Source organism: Rossellomorea sp. QJM3NY_18 (assembly GCF_056173145.1).
In genome coordinates this window covers 1,508,458-1,527,845 of sequence record NZ_CM149659.1, presented here as the reverse complement: position 1 = coordinate 1,527,845, position 19,388 = coordinate 1,508,458, and the positions used below count along the sequence as shown (strand labels likewise).

The following is a 19,388-nucleotide window of genomic DNA, read 5'->3' as shown; positions in this document are numbered from 1 at the left end:
ACAATCTTTCTGTAAACGTTAACACTGATCTTAGGAGGCTACCGTGATGACAACTGCAAGAGGAACTGTAACCGAATTAAACCTCTTTAGCAAAGAATTAAACGAAGAGATGAAGATGCTGGTTTATTTACCGGCAACCTACTCTCCCCTTTATAAATACACCCTGCTCATTGCACAGGATGGCAAAGATTACTTCCAGCTGGGGAGAATCCCGCGGCACGCGGATGAATTGCTTTCAAACAGGGAAATCGAAAATATGATCATAGTGGGGGTCCCATACAGGGACGTAGAGGATCGCAGACGGAAGTATCATCCCCACGGTGAGGAAAACGATGCATATATCCGCTTTCTGGCACATGAACTGGTCCCCTATTTAGATGAACATTATCCGACGTATCATATGGGGATGGGACGGGCTCTGATCGGAGATTCATTGGGTGCAACCGTGTCTTTGATGACCGCATTGAAATACCCGAACACATTCGGTAAGGTCCTCCTTCAGTCTCCTTTCGTCGACGAAAAAGTCCTTGATGCCGTGGAAGACTTCACACAGCCTCATCTGTTAAGCATTTACCATATAATAGGTAAGCAGGAAACCGATGTGAAAACGACAGATGGCAAAGTAAAGGACTTCCTGAAACCAAACCGACAGCTTCATGAAACATTCGATCAAAAGGGATTCAGCTCCTTTTACGATGAATTTGACGGGGATCACACATGGAAGCATTGGCAGCATGATTTAAAACGTGCATTGAAATTAATGTTTTAGCTGAACTAAAAGGCATAGGGTCTCTCCCTTGTCTCTCAGAACAGCCGTGAGCTTCAGGAATCACCCCATTGCTCTTTCGTTCGCCCTATATTAAATTTTTGAAAAATTTGCTATACTATACATATGACAATGATAGTAAAATAGAGGAGGATTGAAGAAAATGAATTATGGTATAGTCATTTTCCCATCGAAAAAGCTACAAGATATCGCGAACTCTTATAGGAAACGCTATGATCCTCATTACGCATTGGTTCCGCCACATTTGACATTAAAAAATGTCTTTAGTGCAGACGACGATCAAATTAAAGATATCGCAGGAAAGCTTTCCGTGATTTCAAAGAAATATGATCCATTCAATTTAAAGGTGTATAAAGTAAGTTCTTTTCAACCTGTAAACAATGTGATTTATTTCAAGGTTGAATCAAAGCCTGAACTACAAGGGTTGCACGATGACATGCATAATCAGAACTTCATGGGTGACGAACCGGAATTCGCTTTCGTACCTCACATCACGATCGCCCAGAAGCTTTCGAATGATGAACATTCGGATATTTTTGGATCATTGAGCATGCTGGGCATCGATCATGAGGAAACAATCGACCGCTTCCATTTGCTTTATCAACTGGAGAACGGTTCCTGGACCGTATACGAAACATTCCGATTAGGGAAGGAACAGTAAACGGTGAATGTCGAAGTTGCCAAGTCAGAACAGCAGATCCAAGAGGTATTCTATATACGAAAGACCGTCTTTGTAGAGGAACAGCAGGTTCCTCTGGAAGAAGAAATCGATGAGTATGAAAACGACTCCACCCATTTCGTTCTCTATGATGAGGACAAAGCGGTCGGTGCCGGGCGGTTTCGCATTCTAGATGGAGTTGGAAAAGTAGAAAGGATCTGCGTCCTTAAATCCATCAGAGGAAAAGGTGCCGGACGTGAATTGATGCTCGCCATTGAAGAATATGCGAAAAGGCAGCCATTATCACAATTGAAATTAAATGCCCAAACATATGCCATTCCTTTTTACGAAGGATTAGGATATCAGGTTACTTCCGATGAATTCCTGGATGCCGGAATTCCTCATAAAACAATGAAAAAAACCATCTGAATAGAACAGAGAGTCCAGTTTCAGGCTTGGATTCTCTGTTCTTTTTTGTTAATCCCTTCGTATATTCACAACTACTCCCGGCGATAATGGTGAAAGGTATGGAAAAGGGGGGAAATCATGGAAATCAAGTCCATTGCCATCGAATTGATCGTTGGATATTTTGCTCTACTCATTTTGACAAAAATCCTCGGAAAAACACAAATCACCCAAATATCAGCCTTTGATTTCATTTCCGCTTTAATTCTTGGTGAACTCGTGGGAAACTCCCTTTATGACGGGAAAACAACCGTCTACCAAATACTCGCCGCCATTTCGATTTGGGGAAGCCTGATATTCATTACTGAATACTTCACTCAAAAATCTAGGCGGTTCCGACATATGCTTGAGGGTACCCCTTCGTTAATCATCAATAAAGGACATATTAATTTTTATGAATTGAAAAAGAATCATCTGGATTTGAATCAACTTCAGCATTTACTTCGGGCAAAGGATGTATTTTCTGTAAGAGAATGTGAATACGCTCTTCTTGAATCAGACGGAACGTTGAGCGTCATTCGAAAGCCACTATATGATATGGTACAACGACAGGATCTTCAACTCCCCATCAAGGCTGCCACCCTCCCTCTTGCCTTTATAGTTGATGGTGAAATTGTCTATGATAACTTAACCCTTGCCGGACAAGAAGATAGTTGGTTATTGAGAGAAATAAAAAAACAAGGCTTCGACTCCTCCAAGGATGTACTTTACGCAGAATGGGAAGAGGGAAAAACCTTGTTGGTTCAAGGGTATTAACGGGGTTTAATGAGCAGTTGATTGTTTTGAATCAAAAATGACAGGAGTGCCTTCCGTTCAAGACTTGTGAGATATGCTGTGACCGATGTTCTGAATAGCAGCCACTGCCCCACATTCGAGACGGTGATCATATGTAGTTCCAAGTATTCCCGCATGATGTGATCGATTGTCTTTCCGTTAGGACTTGTATTTACCACACTTAAAAGGGAGTTCATTCTTTCCTCATGAAGTTCGATATTCTCCTTCACGGTTTCAGTGATGTCTTCTTCGAATCGGCCATGACCAGGTATCGCTCCTTTACAGGAAATGTGAAGGAGTTTTTCTAATGATTCCAGTGTTTGGTCTGCATCCACAATAAAGGGGATCACATGCTTCTTCAGGGTCTCACTGCCAAAATAACTGTCTGCTGCATATAAGATATCATCAACCAGGAGACCTGCTTGACTATGTGAATGCCCTGGTAAATTTATGACGTCGAAGGTGAACGGCCCAATGGTGTTTTCGCCCGTAAATAATTCTCTATCCACCTCGACTGCCTGTCCCTCAAGAAATTTATTCCTTAAGTCATTTATAGGGACAGCCCCATTGAACAAATAGATGGGTTCTAAAATGGAATTCTCGATGATGGCTTTTTCAAATTTCAGGGCAAACAACGGAATATCATACTTACTCTTAAGATAGTGGGCACCGCCAAAATGATCGGAGTGGGCATGGGTGATCACGCAGTAATCGAGGGGGAGTCCCTCTCCGTCCAATATCCTCTTCACCTTCTTAACAGCCGAATCGTCCAATCCGCTATCGATTAAAAGCCCCTTTCCATCTTTTACACAATAACCAATCGTAACCGCACCGGTAAATGCATAGCAATGTTCTGTGAATTTCTGTAGTTTCAAGTCAAATACCTCCATAGAATCGGTTCACTACACATATTCGTTAAAGTGTGTACCTTTTCCTGTGAGCTCTGCTAATAATGCGGAGGGGATGGATGATTTACTTAGTTTCTCGTATGGAGCCTTTACTTGATTGAAATGTGGAACTTGTTCGCTTGTTCCTTCCGGATGAGCTTGTGATTTATTTTTCAGTGGTTTAATCGGTTGCACGGGGAAAAAGCTGAAGTGGTTTTTATCAACCTTGATTTCTCTTTCCTGATATTGTTTGTATTGATAGTGCGGAATCGGCGCAATGTATCCCATTTTTATGACCTCCTTGGTTTTATTTACCCAATTTCAGATTGTTAAAAACTTACTCAAGCTTACTTTTTTGTCTCTGAAACCTTCCTATAAATTAGAAAGAAGAATTAACATAAAATACGTGGTTGCACGTTTTTTATGTCCATTCTCCTTGATGTTTATTCTTTCTTTTATTTTTTTCCCTTGTTTAACATATTGGAGATTGTTCCAAAGTCCAATTGCTTTCCATCGTTCACGATCGATTGGACAATTTTATCTTCCATTTCCTTGTTTACAGGTTTATTGGCGATTTTAGATACACGTTTGATGACGCTTCTAACCGTAGCTTCATCTTTGAAATTTGCGTTTTGTAAAGAGTTCGCAAGCTCTAACACTTCGTTCATGTTAACGCCTGTCTTCTTCTCTAAATTCTTAAAAAAGTTATTATTCATTTCCATCACGCCTCCTTTTAACTATAAGCATCATATGTAAAAAAACCAGGAGCGTGAATTGAATACCAAAATAAATAAAAATTGAAGATGAATGTAGCCTTCTTAAAACAAAATCCGCTTAAGCAAGGGTTGCTGGTTTTCAGACATATCGTCTGCTCGGGCTCTGTCTATCAGTGTACGGTGGGATGGCAAGGGGAACCGCTCCGCTTTCCGCGGACGTACGGCCGAGCCTCCTCAGCTTTCGCTTCCGGGGTCTCGGCACGCCCGTTTTCCGCAGGAGTCTACGCAGTTCCCCCTCACCATCAAACAAGATTAGTGTGACAGAGCTCAGGAGTGACATAAGCAATTTTTGAAAAATGACTTCTACTAAAGAAGTCACTCTCTACTCTTACTACTTTTGTATAAGAAAGACAGCTTTTAATCTTTGCATGTGCAGATATTTATATTAGGCATGTTTAAAATTATGCTTTAAGTAAGTTGATTTCCGCTGCAGGTGCTCGCGAAAAGCGAGCACCTGCAGCGGAAATCAACCAAAACGTCACTCTTTTGATAAGTATATATATAAACAAAACAAAAAGACAAAATCTCTCCAATGAGGATTCTGCCTTTTGTACCCCTTTCTAACAGAAGCTTGCTCCTACGATAATCAAGAGAATGAAAAGCACAACGATCAATACAAACGTTGAGCCATAACCGCCGCCATATCCACAGCCGCCACCATATCCACAGCCACCGTAACCATATCCGTACATAAATATCACCTCTCTTTTACCTTTAGTCTCTTATAACATATGAATAAAGAGAGGAGAACGTATGGGCTATTGGATATTTTATTGTGTGTTTGTCCAATCGAACAGGTCGAAGGTCAGGTTCCCTTCAGAATCCAATTGTGCCAGAAAGACGGATTCTACCTTGAGTTTTCTTTTAGACAGCTCACGAACTAACCATGCCAAAGGAAAACCTACTTCTGAGAGGGCTTTTTGATCGATTTTTCCATCTGTGATGACGGCTTGAGGTGGAGTGGATTTTTGTGATATGTCAAATACATCTTCTCGGACAAGGGGTTGTTTTTCTTTCTTCAACAAAACACTTAAATCACCGTTTGTGTCAAGGGACGCAAATTCCACATCGGCAACGCGGAACACATCCTTTTTCCGTAATTGTTCAAGCATTTCATCAACGGAATACTTCTCTTTCTTCAAAGCTTTTTCATCAATATTTCCATCCTTTATGAATACCGTAGGCTTGCCTTCAGCAAACCTCCTGAAGCGAATACTCTTCAAGGACAGAAAGGAAAACAGGAGGGGAAATGCAAACCATAATAGGATACTCATAAGCCCTTCACTCAATGGCAGATTCAAATCCATTGAAAGGGTCCCTGCAATGCTTCCAACTGTAATTCCAGTGATATATTCGAAGAAGGACAATTTCGACAGCTGTTTTTTCCCCAATAATTTGGTGATCGCAAACAGGGAAAGCAGGATAAATATACTTCTTAGTGCCACCTGTAAGTATTCAGGCATATGGGTTCACCTCTATCATCCCTTCGGTTTGAACAGGAGCGCACCAATAAAGCCGAAGATAATGGCGGATGAGATCCCGGAACTTGTGACTTCGAACATACCGGTAAGGACGCCTACCAATCCATGTTCCCCGGCTTCCTGCATGGCCCCGTTTACGAGTGCGTTACCGAAGCTCGTAATGGGAATGGTCGCTCCCGCCCCGGCAAAATCGATAAGGGGCTCGTATAATCCGAAGCCTGAAAGGATGGCTCCCGAGACTACCAGCAGACTTAATGTGTGCGCCGGGGTCAGTTTCGCCACATCAAACAATAATTGACCGATCACACAGATGATTCCACCTATTGTAAAGGCCCAAAAAAACATCGCTAACACTTGGTTTCCTCCTTTCAGAACTACATATATTCAATCGACACCGCATGAGCGATACAGGGAATCGACTCACCTTGTTGAAATGTCAGGGGTGATAACAACGCGCCAGTCGCTATGACTAAAATGCGTTTATACGTTCCTTTTTTCATTTCGTTCAATAAATGACCGTAAAGTACGGTGGCTGAACATCCCGGCCCACTTGCTCCTGATTGAACCGGCTGGTTTTCACCGTAAATCAGCATCCCGCAATCTTTAAATAGATGATCAGGCAGGGTGAATCCCTTTTGTTTCAACATTTCTACAGCCGTCTGCCTTCCAATTGTGGCAAGATCCCCTGTAATAATGAGGTCATAGTATGAGGGGTCCCTTCCCAGATCCTGAAAATGACCAACAATCGTATCTACAGCTGCCGGGGCCATGGCGCCACCCATATTAAATGGGTCCTTCAACCCCATATCCACCACCTTCCCGATTGTTGCAGATGTCACTCTCGGAGTCGGCATAGAGACGGATGTCCCTTCTCCAATCACAGCATAGCCGGCACCCGTAACCGTCCATTGGGCCGTCGGAGGTTTCTGGCCACCATATTCAGTAGGGTAACGGAATTGTTTTTCCGTTGCCGAGTTGTGACTGGAAGCACCTGTAACCACATGACGGGCTCCATGATAATTCACTAAAAAGGCAGAAAGTGCGAGACCCTCCATTGATGTGGAGCACGCACCGAACAATCCGAAATAGGGAATTCCATTGGTTCTTGCCGCAAAACTTGAAGGGGTGATTTGATTGATCAGATCACCGGTCAAAAAGAATTGAATATCGCTTTTTTGCAGAGATTGTTTTTCGAGAGCGATCTGAACGGCGTCCTCAATTAGAGTCCGGTTGGCTTTTTCGTACGTCCCCTGCCCCATCCATACATCATCGTAAAATTGATCAAAATCTGCTGTGAGGTTTCCTTTTTTCTCAAATGGCCCACCGACGACACCGGTTGAAAGGATGGCCGGGTTTCCAGGAAATATCCACGAACGTGTACCCTGCAGCATCAGATCACCCCCAGCTGGATTAAGATGGTCTTGATTAAAGCCACGACAAAGGCTGAAAATACCCCGAATACAATGACAGAGCCTGCCAGTTTGAAAATATTCCCTCCAACTCCGAGGACGAGCCCTTCTGTTCTATGCTCAATGGCGGCAGAAATCACGGCGTTCCCGAAGCCTGTGACAGGGACGGCACTTCCTGCCCCTGCAAATTGGCCGATGTGGTCATACACCCCGAAACCCGTCAGAAGCATGGCGAGAAAGACCATCGTCGCAACTGTAGGGTTCCCTGCAGTCTGCTCAGTGAAGTTGAAATAATAAATGTACATATACGTTACCGCCTGTCCGATTAAACAGATGAAGCCTCCCACAAAGAATGCTTTAATGACATTTTTCAGTAGGGGCCGCTTCGTTTCATATTGCTTTTCTAACTGCTCGTACTTCTTTTGTTCGGGTGTTTTTGGTGTTTTCCCCACGAAACATTCCTCCTACGTTTTCTCTTTTTGCAAATTCACGATATCACGAAATCTGTTTTCAGCATCCTTTTTTGAGATTGACCCTTTTTTCAGTCTTTCTTTTAAGCGGATGGTTTCGAGGAAGATTTTATAGTCACTGGACAATATAAAATCTTCCTCAGGATATTTATCTTCCAAATAGCGATCCATTTTCTTTTCGATACTTTTCATTTTAAATCTGTGCAAGTGCTTCACCTTGTAAACAACGAGCGTTTCTTTCTTTCCCTGGATGACAGCGACATCGTAAAGCTCCTTCATTTTGGAAATTTCCCTTTTGATGGTATGACCGTAACTGTCAGTCTCTGGATTGTCTACTAGTTCAATGGGTGGCGGGTTGGTTTTCTTCATCAGTGCAATTTTACTATCGCTTCCATCTTCCTTATTCGCACATCCAATCAATACGCATAATGAAAGTGGAATGATGATCCTTTTTTTATTCATGACAGATCCCTCTTTTGTTTGTACTCACCTTTATTTTTTTCATAAAGTCGTTTTTTATGAAAAAAAAAGACTGCCCAATTGAGCAGCCTTAGCTTTTTTTTACTTTTGATCCGCAACCGCACCCTTTTTTCTTAGTGGATGAGTTTCCTTGTTTCTGTGTATTTGCAGAGGTTTTCTTCACTTTTTATTTCCTCCTTTATCCTGTTTCCCTTTTTATTATATGTGAAGGAACCTGAGCTTGTTTCCACTAATTACCTAGAGCTTCAATCCGTTTTCCAACTTTGTACTCGAGCTTCCAGCAGGGCAGCGATTCCCGCAACGGCTAAAAGCGTGATGAGTGGAACGAAGTACAAGGGTAAAAAGAAATAACCTCCATATAGAAAACCGGATACCCATATTCCCGTACACCAATAACAAGACAATAACTCTCCGATAAACCCTTTTAAACCACTTTTTTTAGGAGAGAGATAAATCGCCTCTTCCCCGTTCTCTTCCACTTCAACATATTCATCGAAAAATGGAGCCCTTAAGAACTCAGTGATTTTATCGAAGACAATGAGATGGGTCAACCGGAAGATGGCTAAGCCAAGTGCGATCAGTTCAATAAACGTAAGTTGCAATGGAAAGACTCCCTTCAATTCACAAATTATACAAGCCCAAATTTACAAAAGAGGGCAGATGTCCGTTACCTAATTGCCTACATGACAATATGTTAGTAATGTAAATGAAATTCATTTTAAGGAGGAACTTCTATATGGGTTGCGGAAGAGATAAAGACAATAGTTCAAAAAATCGTGGTTGCGTATGTCAAGCCGTCCGTGCTATTAAAGATATTCAAGACGAAGCAAATCAAGAGTGTAACGATTGTAAAAATGATTGTTTCCTTGAGCCACTTGGTTCAATGGTAAGTCCTACTAACCGCTTGAATACTCGCATCTTCAAGTTGTATCTTAAAAACGGTGATACGTTTAAAGCGCATATCAAGGGATGCCCTTGGAAATCACCATTTTTCCGTGTAAAGGAAGTATTCGATAACTGCTGTGCGACTCTTCAAGTGTTAAAGCCTGACTATGCTGATGGTTCTGGTTCTGGTTCTAGATCCGGATCCGGGTCTGATATGGAAACTATGGGCACTAACACTGAATGGGTATTCACCGGCGAATGTATCACAGTTGACCTTGATTGCTTCTGTGCGATTCAATGTATCAAAGACGTACACGTATTCCTTGAATGCGAAGACTAATCAACATTTCAGATGAAAGAAGCCAGTCGGGTATCCCGCCTGGCTCCTTTTTTATTGCAGCCCGATCATCTTGATGGATTGTATCTCATTCTTCCTCATTTTCACTTCTTCGCCGTGAAAGCTTTTGATAGTGATATCATCCCCCGTTTCCTCCACAATGACTCCTTTCACAGCCACCTGACCATTAGCAAACTCACACGGAAAGGGTACTTTGCCGGAAATACTTTCAGAAATGTAGTCTAATTTCTCTTCTATGGACAATTCTCGGAATGGCTTTAATTTCCTGAACGCAGAAGCGGACGTCTTCCGTTCAGGGAGTTGTGGGACCGGTTGGACATTTGGTTCTTCCAGGTGCTCCTCCTGGTCCAAGAATAACTTCTCATCAACATATTTATCTTCTTGCACCCCTTGGCTCAATGGTGTTTCCAGGTCTGGTATCTTATTACTTTTACTACTCTCAGCCTGGTTGGTTTTCTTGACTGAGCGGTAAGTAACTTGCATATTGCCCTTCACTTCTTCTAATCTCGGCTGGTTTATATACAGCAAGGGTTCTCTCCCCGCTTTTTTCTCTTTTCTCATTAAGACACCTCCTAATTGATCTCCACTTTTATATGTATGCAGAAAGCGCCCAGGGGTTTCATGTTTATGGAATATAAAAAAACGGCTGAGGGAATCTTATCCCACAGCCGTTTTTTCTAAAATTATCCCAGTACGTGATAGCCTGAATCTACATGAAGGTTCTCTCCAGTAATTCCTCTTGAGTAATCACTGAAAAGGAATACTGCCGTATCTCCGACCTCTTCCTGTGTCGTATTGCGGCGAAGGGGAGCACGCTCTTCGATTTCTTTCAGGATGCTATTGAAGTCCCCGACACCTTTGGCTGACAGGGTACGAATCGGACCTGCAGAAATGGCGTTCACGCGGATACCGTGTTTTCCAAGATCGCTCGCAAGATATTTCACACTCGCTTCAAGAGAAGCTTTTGCCACTCCCATGACATTATAGTTCTGCATGACTCGTTCTCCGCCCAGGTACGTCATGCTCACGATGCTTCCACCTTCAGTCATAAGGTCCTTAGCCACTTTTGCCACTGCAGTCAGCGAATATGAGCTGATATTGTGAGCAAGCAGGAAGCCGTCTCTCGTCGTATTCATATAATCTCCGGCAAGCTCTTCTTTATTGGCAAAGGCAATACAGTGAGCCAGACCATGAATGGTTCCCACTTCTTCTTTAATAGTGGCAAAACATTTTTCGATGTCTTCATCATTCGTCACATCACATGGAAGTATGAGTGAATCTTCCCCGCCTTCCAGTGTTCCGGCTAAATCCCTGACACCTTTTTCAAAACGCTCCCCTGCATATGTAAAAATTAAACGTGCACCTGATTGATGCAGCGAACGGGCGATACCCCACGCGATACTGCGCTTATTCGCCACCCCCATTACCACATATGTTTTACCTTTTAATGAAAGAGTCATTATTATCCTCCTAATTAATACATGTTATTAGTACCTGCTACTAATTCTACCGCACTCTACTATAAAAGAAAAGAGAATTTCTATGTTATTCTCTTTTTCACATCTTCCATTTGCACGAGATGCCTCTGTTCATGTTTCCCGAGAAGCTCAAGTACTTGCCATATCGGCATGTCTCCAAATCGGTGATGGTTCATGGATTGACGATTCAAGCCTTCTTTCGTGTATTTCTCCAGAAAGTGTGTGGTGAGAGAACGTGACTCGTCCAATGCTTTCATCAAATCGTCCATTTTCTGAGGATCACTGGAAGGCTCGATGGGTGCTATCAGTTTTTGTGATGGATCATCAAATACAGATAGATCTACATCGGATTCGCTTCTACCCCCTCCACTTTTTGCAGAATCATTGGCCAAAGTCAAAAAACGCGTTTCCGCTCCGGCCAGATGAAGAACAATTTGTGCAATGGTCCATTCCTCTTGAGAAGGTTTTTGATTCAGTTTTTCATAAGGCAAACCCTCTATACTTTCCTTTACCTTTTTTCGAATCTCCACAATCTTGGTTTCCCACATATTCTTTTCCTCCTTCTTACCTTACATTATCTATTAGGGATGAGGTCATGATACTCCTTTATAAAGTGAAAACTTCCCAAGAAAAATGTTTCTTGGGAAGCAGGTTTCATGTTAGCAGTATTCACAGAATTCGAGCTCTCGTTTGAGTTCATCGACGTATTCTTTTGTACCAGTGACTATCAGGCGGTCATTCATGTGAAGTTCTGTATCCCCATGGGGAACGATGGAGTCCTTCCCTCTGAAGATCCGGACGAAGATAACATCTCCCGTGAATGGGAATTTCCGGAGTGTCATTCCTTCAAACTGACTGTTCAACATGCGGATTTCATACAGGGATGTTTCCTGATTGGTCAGGATGTTCATGACGGAAGGTGATTCAATGAGCGCCCTTAATAAAGCTTTCGTTGATAGGAATACAGAATATACTTCAATATCTTGTTCACGAAGGCTTTCATGCAGATCAGGGCTCTCCACCCTTACGATAACGCGACCTACTCCATACTCTTTTGCCGTCACTGCCAGTGTTGCATTCACCTCTTCATCCCCAGTTGAAATCACAAGGATATCCGATTCAAAGATTTCCTTCTCTTCAAGTGTATCGAGATCATAATCATCGATTTCATGGATATCGAACAGTGAATCAGCGATGCTCCGATCTGATTTATCCTGTTTCGTATGATACAGGACGGGTTCGTACAAGGAGGATTGAAGCTCCCTTGAAACGGGCATGGTTAACTGATTGGCACCCAGGAACGTAATTTTCAGCTTCTTCTCTTTTGCACTTTCCCGAGGGAAAAGCTTCTTAAAGATGATAGGTGTGATGATACATGTAATCACGGCCACCAGAATGAGCGTGCCACTCATTTGAGGGGTGATAATTTCAATTCTTTCTGCGATTTTTGCAGCAGCAATCACCAACGACAAAGTTGACGTTAGGAGAAATGCTGAAGCGATCGTCGTCTTCGTATCATACCAGTATCTCAATAAATATACCGGGATGATCTTCGAAATGAGGAAAGCGAGAACCAGTAATGGAATGAGTAAAAGCATTTTCTTGTCACTCAGTAGTGACCCAAGGTCCAGCTCTACACCGACCATCACGAAAAAAATCGGGATTAAAAATCCATATCCAAATGAATCAAGCTTATGAACCATCTCCTGATTCGGTGCAAGTAAAGATACGAGTACACCGGCAAGGAAAGCTCCCAGAATGTTCTCGGCACCCACCGTCTCTGACACGGCCACCAGTAATATGATCAAGGTGAAGACCGCACGTGTTCCGATTTGGACGGTCCCGGTCGATAGACTTCTGATGAAAGGGTTATTTTTCAGCCTCTTGGCGAGGAAGTATAATAGCAGACCAACACCAAAGAGGATCAGAAGAAGCCACATATTCCCGTGTCCTTCTCCATAAAGAGAAACGAACACAGCCAGTAAGATCATGGTCACCAGGTCTGCGATGACCGCTACCAGCAGAATGATCTGTCCGATGGCACTTTTCGTGATATGTGCCTCTTTCAGTGTAGGAACCACGACACCAAGGGATATCGTGGAGATGATCAATGTCATCAAGAACGCATTGTCAATGAGTCCAAACATGACAAACAGATAAGACAGTCCCAATGATACAAAGAAAATACCGATAAAAATGATAATCGCCAATTTCAAGCGGTTTGGTTCTTCTTTACCACTCGGCAAAAGCTCTTTTTTCTTTTTCCCGCCTGAAAAAGCCGTGAAATCAATTTCAACACCACTTAAGAACATGAGGAAGATGAACCCAAGGGTAGAAAGTGTCTCAAGCCACATGTCCTGCTGGACGAGATTAAACCCGCTCTTTCCTATAACCAATCCCATGATAATCTCCGCAATGACGACAGGGATGAAATTCAACTTGAATCGATGCAGCAAAATGGGAGTTAAAAAAGCTACCATGATCACGATCACAAGGGATGCAACAGATGCATGTTGTTCCATTCATATTTCCCCCTCTTCTTTCTATATTAGGTAATTCATAAACATTGTCGCTAAGCCAAGATATATTAAAGTACTGATGATATCATTGATCGTCGTGATAAAAGGACCGGAAGCGACGGCCGGATCCACTTTAAGCTTGTGCATCATGAGGGGCACTAATGTACCTGCGAGAGTAGCAACGAATAGTGAAATCAATACGGAGACGCCGACAAGGATCCCTAAAAAAAATTCGCCTTTCCACACGTATACAATGATGCTGACCACAATCCCGCAAGTCGTCCCGGTAATCAGTCCTGTTCCCGCTTCACGGAAGACCAGGGACATCTTATTTTCCTTTTCCAGATCCCCTGTCGCGATCCCCCTTACGGCAACGGCGAGTGCCTGAGTTCCAGTATTCCCTGCCATTCCGGCAATCAATGGGATGAACACGGCAAGGATGGCCACTTTATCCAATGTATCTTCAAACCTGCCGATGAGGCTTGCGGTGAACATTCCGAGGAATAGTAAGGCGATGAGCCAAGGGAGACGCTTCTTGGCCGCATTTATAGGGCTTCTGTCTATGGAATCCAAATCGGCGATACCGGCAAGTTTAGAGTAGTCATCGGACGCCTCTTCTTCCATGACGTCCATGATGTCATCTACCGTAATGATTCCAAGCAGATGATGTTGAAAATCAACAACGGGCAAGGCAAGGAAGTCGTAATCCTTCATCTGCCGTGCGACAGCTTCCTGGTCTTCGCTGACTCCGACAGACATGACCCGGCCACTCATAATTTCACCGATCATCACATCATCATGGCTGATGATCAAATCTCTAAGGGAAATAACCCCTACAAGCTTTTTATCATCATCCACCACATAGATATAGTAAATCGTTTCCGCATTCGGTGCTTCATTTTTCAATATATACATGGCAGACCTGACCGTCTGATTCTTTGAAATGGCCACGAACTCGGTGGTCATGATACTACCAGCTGTGTATTCTTCATAATGCAGTAACTCTTTAATCTCTTTAGCCGATTCATCATTCATGATCGTCAAATAACTGACAACCTGATCTTTATCCAGTTCATTCAATACATCCACTGCGTCATCGGCATACATATTAGAAAGCATTTCTGCTGCGTATGTAGGATTCATTTCCGCTAAGATATCCTGATAATCTTCTTCATCTATATCCAGACTTTCAAAAAGATCCGCCATTTCTTCCGGTGAAAGATAATGATACAACCGGCTTCGTAGGTCTTCATCTATTTTAGAGAAAAATTTTGCTTGATCATAAGAGTGTAATTGAACAAATTCTGAACGAAATAAATCCAGATCTTCTTCCTGAAGGGCTCTGATGAGAAGGTCTTCATCATACATTTCCTTTTCCTGCTTATCTCTGTCATTCTCCTGTTCTTGAGTTACCTCAGACATCCAATACACCCTCCTTCATAACTTCATTGAATATAGTCGTAATAATACTAGCAAATCTCAACACAATTGTCTCTTATGAAATCATAACCATCTATGTATTCCTTTGCTTTAATATGTCATACTAATGCCTGACGAATAATGAATGCAGGGATTGCTGAATCATTAATATGTCATAAAATACGGGAAAAGAAAAGGAAAAAGGCAGGTAAGGGAGTCGGATTATGATGAAAATTGATATTATCGGTGATGTTCATGGCTGTTTTACTGAATTTAGAAAGTTGACGAGGAAGCTTGGGTATGAATGGGGCAGCGGCCTACCTGTTCACACTGGTGGAAGGAAACTTGGTTTTGTGGGAGACCTGACTGATCGGGGACATCACTCCCTGGAGACCATTGCAACAGTATACGCCCTCTTTCAAAAAGATACTGTTTATTATGTCCCCGGGAACCATTGCAACAAGCTTTACCGTTATTTCTTAGGAAACAACGTAAAAATCCTTCACGGCCTCGAAACAACCGTGGCAGAACTGGGTGCCCTCCCGCAAAAGGAAAGAAATCGCTATCGGGATATGTTCATCGAATTATATGAACAATCCCCTCTATACCATGTACTGGATAAAGGAAAGCTAATCATTGCCCATGCAGGCATCAAAAAAGAACTGATCGGAAAACAATCGAACCGGGTCAAAACCTTCGTCCTTTACGGAGACATAACTGGAGAAAAGAACGATGACGGCACGCCTGTCAGAAAAGAGTGGGCACGTGACTATCAAGGCGAAGCATGGATCGTATACGGCCACACCCCAGTGAAAGAAGCACGCCTCATCAATAAAACGGCCAACATCGATACGGGGGCTGTGTTTGGCGGAATGCTATCTGCATTTAGATACCCTGAACTGGAAGTTGTGAGTGTAGCATCAAGCATGCCTTTCGTGGCGGAGAAGTTTCGTGAAGTTGAATGAGTTTTCTTGTGGGCGAAAAGAATAAAAAGAGATCCCTTCAGTCTAACTGAAAGGGATCTCTTACTGCCTATCTAGAAGCATCTTCATATCATCGGGCAAGGGGCACTCCAAGTTCATCCATTCTTTCATAATCGGATGGAAAAAGTGCAGTCTTGTACAATGAAGGGCCTGTCTGCCTATCAGTTTTACACTTCCTCCATATAAATCATCTCCTGCAAGAGGATGGCCTAAGAAGGAAAGATGAACGCGGATCTGATGGGTTCTGCCTGTTTCCAGTTTCAACACCAGGTGGGCAAATTCAGGAAACTGATCTTCCACCCTGTAATGGGTCAGGGCATATTGTCCATCTGACCGCACTTCTCTTTCAATGATGCTGTCGGATTTCCTTCCGATCGGCTTTTCTATCGAACCGGATCCATTCATAACCCCTTCTGCAAAAGCTTCATATGTCCGGTTGATTTCCCTCCCCTTCTGCTGAAGGCTGAAGAGATGATGAACGTGGCGGTGTTTTGCCACCAGTACCAGGCCCGATGTGTTTTTATCCAATCGGGTAACGATGTGTACCGTTGAAGCGAGGTCCAGTTGATTGAAATATCCCAATATGGCATTCGCAAGACTTCCTGTCGGCTCTTCTTTCGTGGGGATCGTTTTCATCCCCCACGGTTTGTCCACAACGAGCACATCACCATCTTCGTAAACGATTGAGAGAGGGATTTTTTCTGCCACCAATGTTTCACTTGTTCTTTCTTCAGGAAATCTCACCTCAAGATGATCTCCTGTAGTAAGAAGATACCGGACATTTTCTTCTTTTCCATTGATGGTGATCCTTCCTCCGTCAAACTTGACTGCCGTCAATGTACGCTTTGACAAATGCTGATCGATTAGAAACTCTCTCATCAGCTTCCCTTCATAGCCAGACGGGATGGACCACTTTAGCGAATATCCCTTCACTTTACCATTCCCCTTCATTCATCCGCTACAAATGAATCATGCACCCGTTTCCAGAACGGGAAAGGACGGAAGCGTGCGAAGCGAATTTTCTCATTTGCGACACGATATTGAATGCTTTTCACATCTTTATGAAGGAGGGATAGGTGATCAATCGTCACCAGGAAATCCGGTCCATTCACAGGCTTCAGCATGCATGTATGATGTGCAGGTAATATGAGCGGGGATCCGATGGTACGGAATACCCGATTATTGATGGAAGCCATTTCAGCGAACTGGATGGCGGGTAAGGACGGATGAATGATCGCCCCTCCCAGTGCCTTATTATAGGCAGTACTGCCTGAAGGAGTGGACAGGCATAATCCGTCGCCCCTGAACCGTTCAAAATGCTGCCCCCGGATTTCCACATCCATCACCAGGGTCCCTTCGACACTTTTGACCGTTGATTCATTCAAGGCAAGATAACGGGTTTCTTTTCCACCATGCTGATAACGGATAATCGTTTCCAATAGTGGATATTCAATGATCTGATATGGTGTCTTGGCGATGGCAATGACAAGTTTCTCAATTTCTTCAGGCACCCAGTCTGCATAAAAGCCGAGGTGACCCGTATGTACACCGACGAATGCAGTCTTATCAAGCCTCGATCTATAGCGGTGAAAAGCATATAGAAGGGTGCCGTCCCCGCCGACTGAAATGACGATATCGGGTTGATCATCATCATAGATCAGGTTGAAATCCTGGAGATACGTTCTCATTTTATGCATCAGTGTATTGGACTTTGAATCACCTTTTGATGTAATAGCGAACTTCATTCATTTACCCCCTTCAAGTCACTGTTGTTTAGGTTCAGAGCCACGCTGGTCTTTTTCCTTTTTGTTTGTGAAAATGACCTGGGCTTCCTGGATTTCTTCACGGATCAAACTCATTTCTTCATCCAGCCTGAAGGCCGCTTCGGCAGCACTTTGCAGGCGATGACGGATCTGTTCAGGAATTTGTCCACTGTACTTATAATTCAACGAATGTTCGATCGTCGCCCAGAAATTCATCGAAAGCGTACGGATTTGGATTTCCACCAGGATGTTCTTTTCACCGTGAATCGTTTGTACCGGATAGTCGATGACGACATGATAAGAACGGTATCCGCTTTGTTTCTTATGGGTCACATAGTCTCTTTCTTCAATAATTGTAAAATCCTTGCGCACGCGGAGCTTTTCCACCACCACATGAATATCCTCTACAAATTGACACATCATTCTTAATCCTGCGATGTCCTGCAATTCTGTTCCAATATTGGATAGCTTGATTCCTTTTTGATTGGCTTTATCAAGGATACTCGCGATCGGTTTAACTCTGCCAGTCACGAATTCAATGGGGGAATGAGTGTTATGAAGTTCATATTCTCCCCTCATCCCCTTAAGCTTAATCTTTAATTCATCAATCGCCTGTTTGTAGGGAGCCAAAAATTGTTCCCAGTGATTCATTCCCCTCACCTCTAAACGCCTACTTTTCAAGAAATACGTTCTCTACCTTTTTAACCATTTCGTCACCGTAGTTCCCGTTTCCTTCTATATTATCTATAAGATAATCAAGTTCTTCTATGAATTGAACTAATTCCAGTGAATACTTTTCACTTTTAGCCACGACAGCCACTTTTTCCTTAAGAGCATTTTTTAATTCCGGCCAGATTGACTCTTCCAAATATAAGTATACATATTCCTCTTCATTTTCAGCTAAGTATACGAAAGCATAGCGATCGGAGTCTGCAATGATCTGACCTGCCGCCGTTGTACCTTTTAGGAGCTCAGACTGGTCCGTATGTAAGTATAATGTTCCTTTTTCATATGTTGTGTGGTTAAATTGAATAATTTTCCTCATGCTTTTCTTCATCCTTCCATTAAACAATCAGTATCATTTTAACATAAGAAAACCATTTCATCTAAATATTGAAGTTCCCTTTTATTAAAGAGATAATAGAGGCAGTATGCAAGGAAAGGATGCTTGTGATGGCACAGGAAATTGAAATTGAATTTAAGAATCTCTTAACAGAAGATGAATTCACCCGCTTGATCTCACATTTTCATATAAATGAGGAAGATTTCATTTCTCAGGATAATCATTATTTCGATACACCGGATTATGAGTTAAAGGAGAAGCAGTCTGCTCTTCGGATCCGCGAGAAAAATGGGACGCATACGTTAACATTAAAGACCCCGTTAAAAGAAGATCTCCTGGAGACGAATCAACCCTTATCTAAAAATCAATCAGACTCACTTTTAAAAAAAGGTATATTTCCAGAAGGAGAAGTCAGAGATGTGCTGAATTCCCTTTCCATCTCTTATGAATCCCTGCAACACTTCGGAACACTCTCAACCAGCAGGGCGGAAATTCCTTATAGGGACGGACTGCTTGTCTTTGACCAAAGCTCTTACCTTCAAAAAGAAGATTATGAGCTCGAATATGAAGTGAAAGAACGTACATCAGGTGAAGCGATATTCTTAGAATTACTCGAACAGCATCAGATTCCAATTCGTCAGACAGATAATAAAATCAAACGTTTTTACTTGGAAAAATTAAAGCAGGACCGATCATGACCGATATAGAATAGGAATAAGCGTTTTATTAAAGG

The 19,388-nt window shown here is 42.7% G+C and carries 26 protein-coding genes; 7 read left to right on the top strand and 19 right to left on the bottom strand.

All coding sequences use genetic code 11. The annotated features are described in order from the left end of the window. The first annotated feature begins 46 nt into the window (after positions 1–46). From AC0VXY_RS07880 to AC0VXY_RS07865, 4 genes are all read left to right on the top strand, one after another. Positions 47–769, top strand: coding sequence for an alpha/beta hydrolase (locus AC0VXY_RS07880; RefSeq protein ID WP_435991816.1), 723 nt, complete (start codon positions 47–49; stop codon positions 767–769). Between the two features lie 160 nt (positions 770–929). After that, positions 930–1,448, top strand: coding sequence for a YjcG family protein (locus AC0VXY_RS07875; RefSeq protein ID WP_430338169.1), 519 nt, complete (start codon positions 930–932; stop codon positions 1,446–1,448). Between the two features lie 3 nt (positions 1,449–1,451). Continuing rightward, positions 1,452–1,874, top strand: coding sequence for a GNAT family N-acetyltransferase (locus AC0VXY_RS07870; protein ID WP_435991818.1), 423 nt, complete (start codon positions 1,452–1,454; stop codon positions 1,872–1,874). A gap of 117 nt (positions 1,875–1,991) precedes the next feature. After that, positions 1,992–2,666: a DUF421 domain-containing protein gene (locus AC0VXY_RS07865; RefSeq protein ID WP_475527474.1), complete on the top strand. Its 675-nt coding sequence runs from the start codon at positions 1,992–1,994 to the stop codon at positions 2,664–2,666. Here the strand turns inward: AC0VXY_RS07865 and AC0VXY_RS07860 are convergent. The 10 genes from AC0VXY_RS07860 to AC0VXY_RS07815 all read right to left on the bottom strand — a co-directional run bounded on the left by AC0VXY_RS07860 (position 2,663) and on the right by AC0VXY_RS07815 (position 8,789). Beyond that, on the bottom strand, positions 2,663–3,559 hold the full coding sequence (locus AC0VXY_RS07860; protein WP_475527473.1) for an MBL fold metallo-hydrolase: 897 nt from the start codon (positions 3,557–3,559) through the stop codon (positions 2,663–2,665). The two genes, AC0VXY_RS07865 and AC0VXY_RS07860, sit on opposite strands and share 4 nt — an antisense overlap. Before the next feature lie 27 nt (positions 3,560–3,586). Next, entirely contained in the window at positions 3,587–3,859 is a 273-nt protein-coding gene (locus AC0VXY_RS07855) for a hypothetical protein (RefSeq protein WP_435991824.1), read from the bottom strand. Positions 3,860–4,026: 167 nt separating this feature from the next. Next, complete coding sequence (gene spoVIF, locus AC0VXY_RS07850; protein WP_034763965.1) at positions 4,027–4,287, bottom strand: sporulation-specific transcription regulator SpoVIF; 261 nt, start codon at positions 4,285–4,287, stop codon at positions 4,027–4,029. A gap of 620 nt (positions 4,288–4,907) precedes the next feature. Further along, positions 4,908–5,039 (bottom strand): YjcZ family sporulation protein, encoded by a 132-nt coding sequence (locus AC0VXY_RS07845; protein WP_082386193.1) that lies wholly within the window; start codon positions 5,037–5,039, stop codon positions 4,908–4,910. A gap of 78 nt (positions 5,040–5,117) precedes the next feature. After that, a complete protein-coding gene (locus AC0VXY_RS07840) occupies positions 5,118–5,810 on the bottom strand; it encodes a DUF421 domain-containing protein (protein WP_435991827.1) in 693 nt (230 codons plus the stop codon). 15 nt (positions 5,811–5,825) lie between these two features. Further along, positions 5,826–6,182, bottom strand: coding sequence for a stage V sporulation protein AE (spoVAE, locus tag AC0VXY_RS07835; protein WP_034763503.1), 357 nt, complete (start codon positions 6,180–6,182; stop codon positions 5,826–5,828). Positions 6,183–6,202: 20 nt separating this feature from the next. Next, on the bottom strand, positions 6,203–7,219 hold the full coding sequence (gene spoVAD / locus AC0VXY_RS07830; protein ID WP_435991830.1) for a stage V sporulation protein AD: 1,017 nt from the start codon (positions 7,217–7,219) through the stop codon (positions 6,203–6,205). Further along, positions 7,219–7,689 carry a stage V sporulation protein AC gene (spoVAC, locus tag AC0VXY_RS07825; RefSeq protein ID WP_435991832.1) on the bottom strand — a complete coding sequence of 157 codons (471 nt, stop codon included), beginning with the start codon at positions 7,687–7,689 and terminating at the stop codon, positions 7,219–7,221. Before spoVAC ends, spoVAD begins: the two co-directional genes overlap by 1 nt. A 12-nt stretch (positions 7,690–7,701) precedes the next feature. Continuing rightward, entirely contained in the window at positions 7,702–8,169 is a 468-nt protein-coding gene (locus AC0VXY_RS07820) for a sporulation protein (RefSeq protein WP_475527472.1), read from the bottom strand. Positions 8,170–8,432: 263 nt separating this feature from the next. Continuing rightward, positions 8,433–8,789, bottom strand: coding sequence for a DUF1360 domain-containing protein (locus tag AC0VXY_RS07815; protein WP_435991836.1), 357 nt, complete (start codon positions 8,787–8,789; stop codon positions 8,433–8,435). 134 nt (positions 8,790–8,923) lie between these two features. Here AC0VXY_RS07815 and AC0VXY_RS07810 point away from each other — a divergent pair, with 134 nt between their 5' ends. After that, positions 8,924–9,412 carry a CotY/CotZ family spore coat protein gene (locus tag AC0VXY_RS07810; RefSeq protein ID WP_475527471.1) on the top strand — a complete coding sequence of 163 codons (489 nt, stop codon included), beginning with the start codon at positions 8,924–8,926 and terminating at the stop codon, positions 9,410–9,412. 51 nt (positions 9,413–9,463) lie between these two features. Here AC0VXY_RS07810 and AC0VXY_RS07805 read toward each other — a convergent pair whose 3' ends face one another. From AC0VXY_RS07805 to mgtE, 5 genes are all read right to left on the bottom strand, one after another. Next, complete coding sequence (locus tag AC0VXY_RS07805) at positions 9,464–9,991, bottom strand: CotO family spore coat protein (protein WP_475527470.1); 528 nt, start codon at positions 9,989–9,991, stop codon at positions 9,464–9,466. 122 nt (positions 9,992–10,113) lie between these two features. Further along, entirely contained in the window at positions 10,114–10,890 is a 777-nt protein-coding gene (fabI, locus tag AC0VXY_RS07800) for an enoyl-ACP reductase FabI (protein WP_475527469.1), read from the bottom strand. 80 nt (positions 10,891–10,970) lie between these two features. Further along, positions 10,971–11,456, bottom strand: a complete 486-nt coding sequence (locus AC0VXY_RS07795; protein WP_435991842.1) for a DinB family protein — start codon at positions 11,454–11,456, stop codon at positions 10,971–10,973. 111 nt (positions 11,457–11,567) lie between these two features. Beyond that, positions 11,568–13,430, bottom strand: a complete 1,863-nt coding sequence (locus AC0VXY_RS07790) for a monovalent cation:proton antiporter family protein (protein WP_475527468.1) — start codon at positions 13,428–13,430, stop codon at positions 11,568–11,570. A 21-nt stretch (positions 13,431–13,451) separates the two neighbouring features. Continuing rightward, positions 13,452–14,795, bottom strand: a complete 1,344-nt coding sequence (mgtE, locus tag AC0VXY_RS07785) for a magnesium transporter (protein ID WP_435994564.1) — start codon at positions 14,793–14,795, stop codon at positions 13,452–13,454. A 278-nt stretch (positions 14,796–15,073) separates the two neighbouring features. Between mgtE and prpE the strand changes: the two genes are divergently transcribed. Beyond that, positions 15,074–15,811, top strand: coding sequence for a bis(5'-nucleosyl)-tetraphosphatase PrpE (gene prpE, locus AC0VXY_RS07780; RefSeq protein ID WP_475527838.1), 738 nt, complete (start codon positions 15,074–15,076; stop codon positions 15,809–15,811). 60 nt (positions 15,812–15,871) lie between these two features. On the opposite strand, the gene AC0VXY_RS07775 is transcribed toward prpE, so the two are convergent. From AC0VXY_RS07775 to AC0VXY_RS07760, 4 genes are read right to left on the bottom strand one after another with little or no spacing between them, the layout of a single operon-like run. Further along, positions 15,872–16,762 (bottom strand): RluA family pseudouridine synthase, encoded by an 891-nt coding sequence (locus AC0VXY_RS07775; RefSeq protein WP_475527467.1) that lies wholly within the window; start codon positions 16,760–16,762, stop codon positions 15,872–15,874. Positions 16,763–16,776: 14 nt separating this feature from the next. After that, complete coding sequence (locus AC0VXY_RS07770; RefSeq protein ID WP_435991848.1) at positions 16,777–17,574, bottom strand: NAD kinase; 798 nt, start codon at positions 17,572–17,574, stop codon at positions 16,777–16,779. An 18-nt stretch (positions 17,575–17,592) separates the two neighbouring features. Beyond that, a complete protein-coding gene (gene yjbM / locus AC0VXY_RS07765; RefSeq protein ID WP_435991850.1) occupies positions 17,593–18,243 on the bottom strand; it encodes a GTP diphosphokinase in 651 nt (216 codons plus the stop codon). A gap of 19 nt (positions 18,244–18,262) precedes the next feature. Continuing rightward, positions 18,263–18,637: a UPF0738 family protein gene (locus AC0VXY_RS07760; protein WP_475527466.1), complete on the bottom strand. Its 375-nt coding sequence runs from the start codon at positions 18,635–18,637 to the stop codon at positions 18,263–18,265. A 128-nt stretch (positions 18,638–18,765) separates the two neighbouring features. On the opposite strand from AC0VXY_RS07760, the gene AC0VXY_RS07755 reads away from it, so the two are divergent. Further along, entirely contained in the window at positions 18,766–19,353 is a 588-nt protein-coding gene (locus AC0VXY_RS07755) for a CYTH domain-containing protein (protein ID WP_475527465.1), read from the top strand. Positions 19,354–19,388 lie beyond the last annotated feature (35 nt).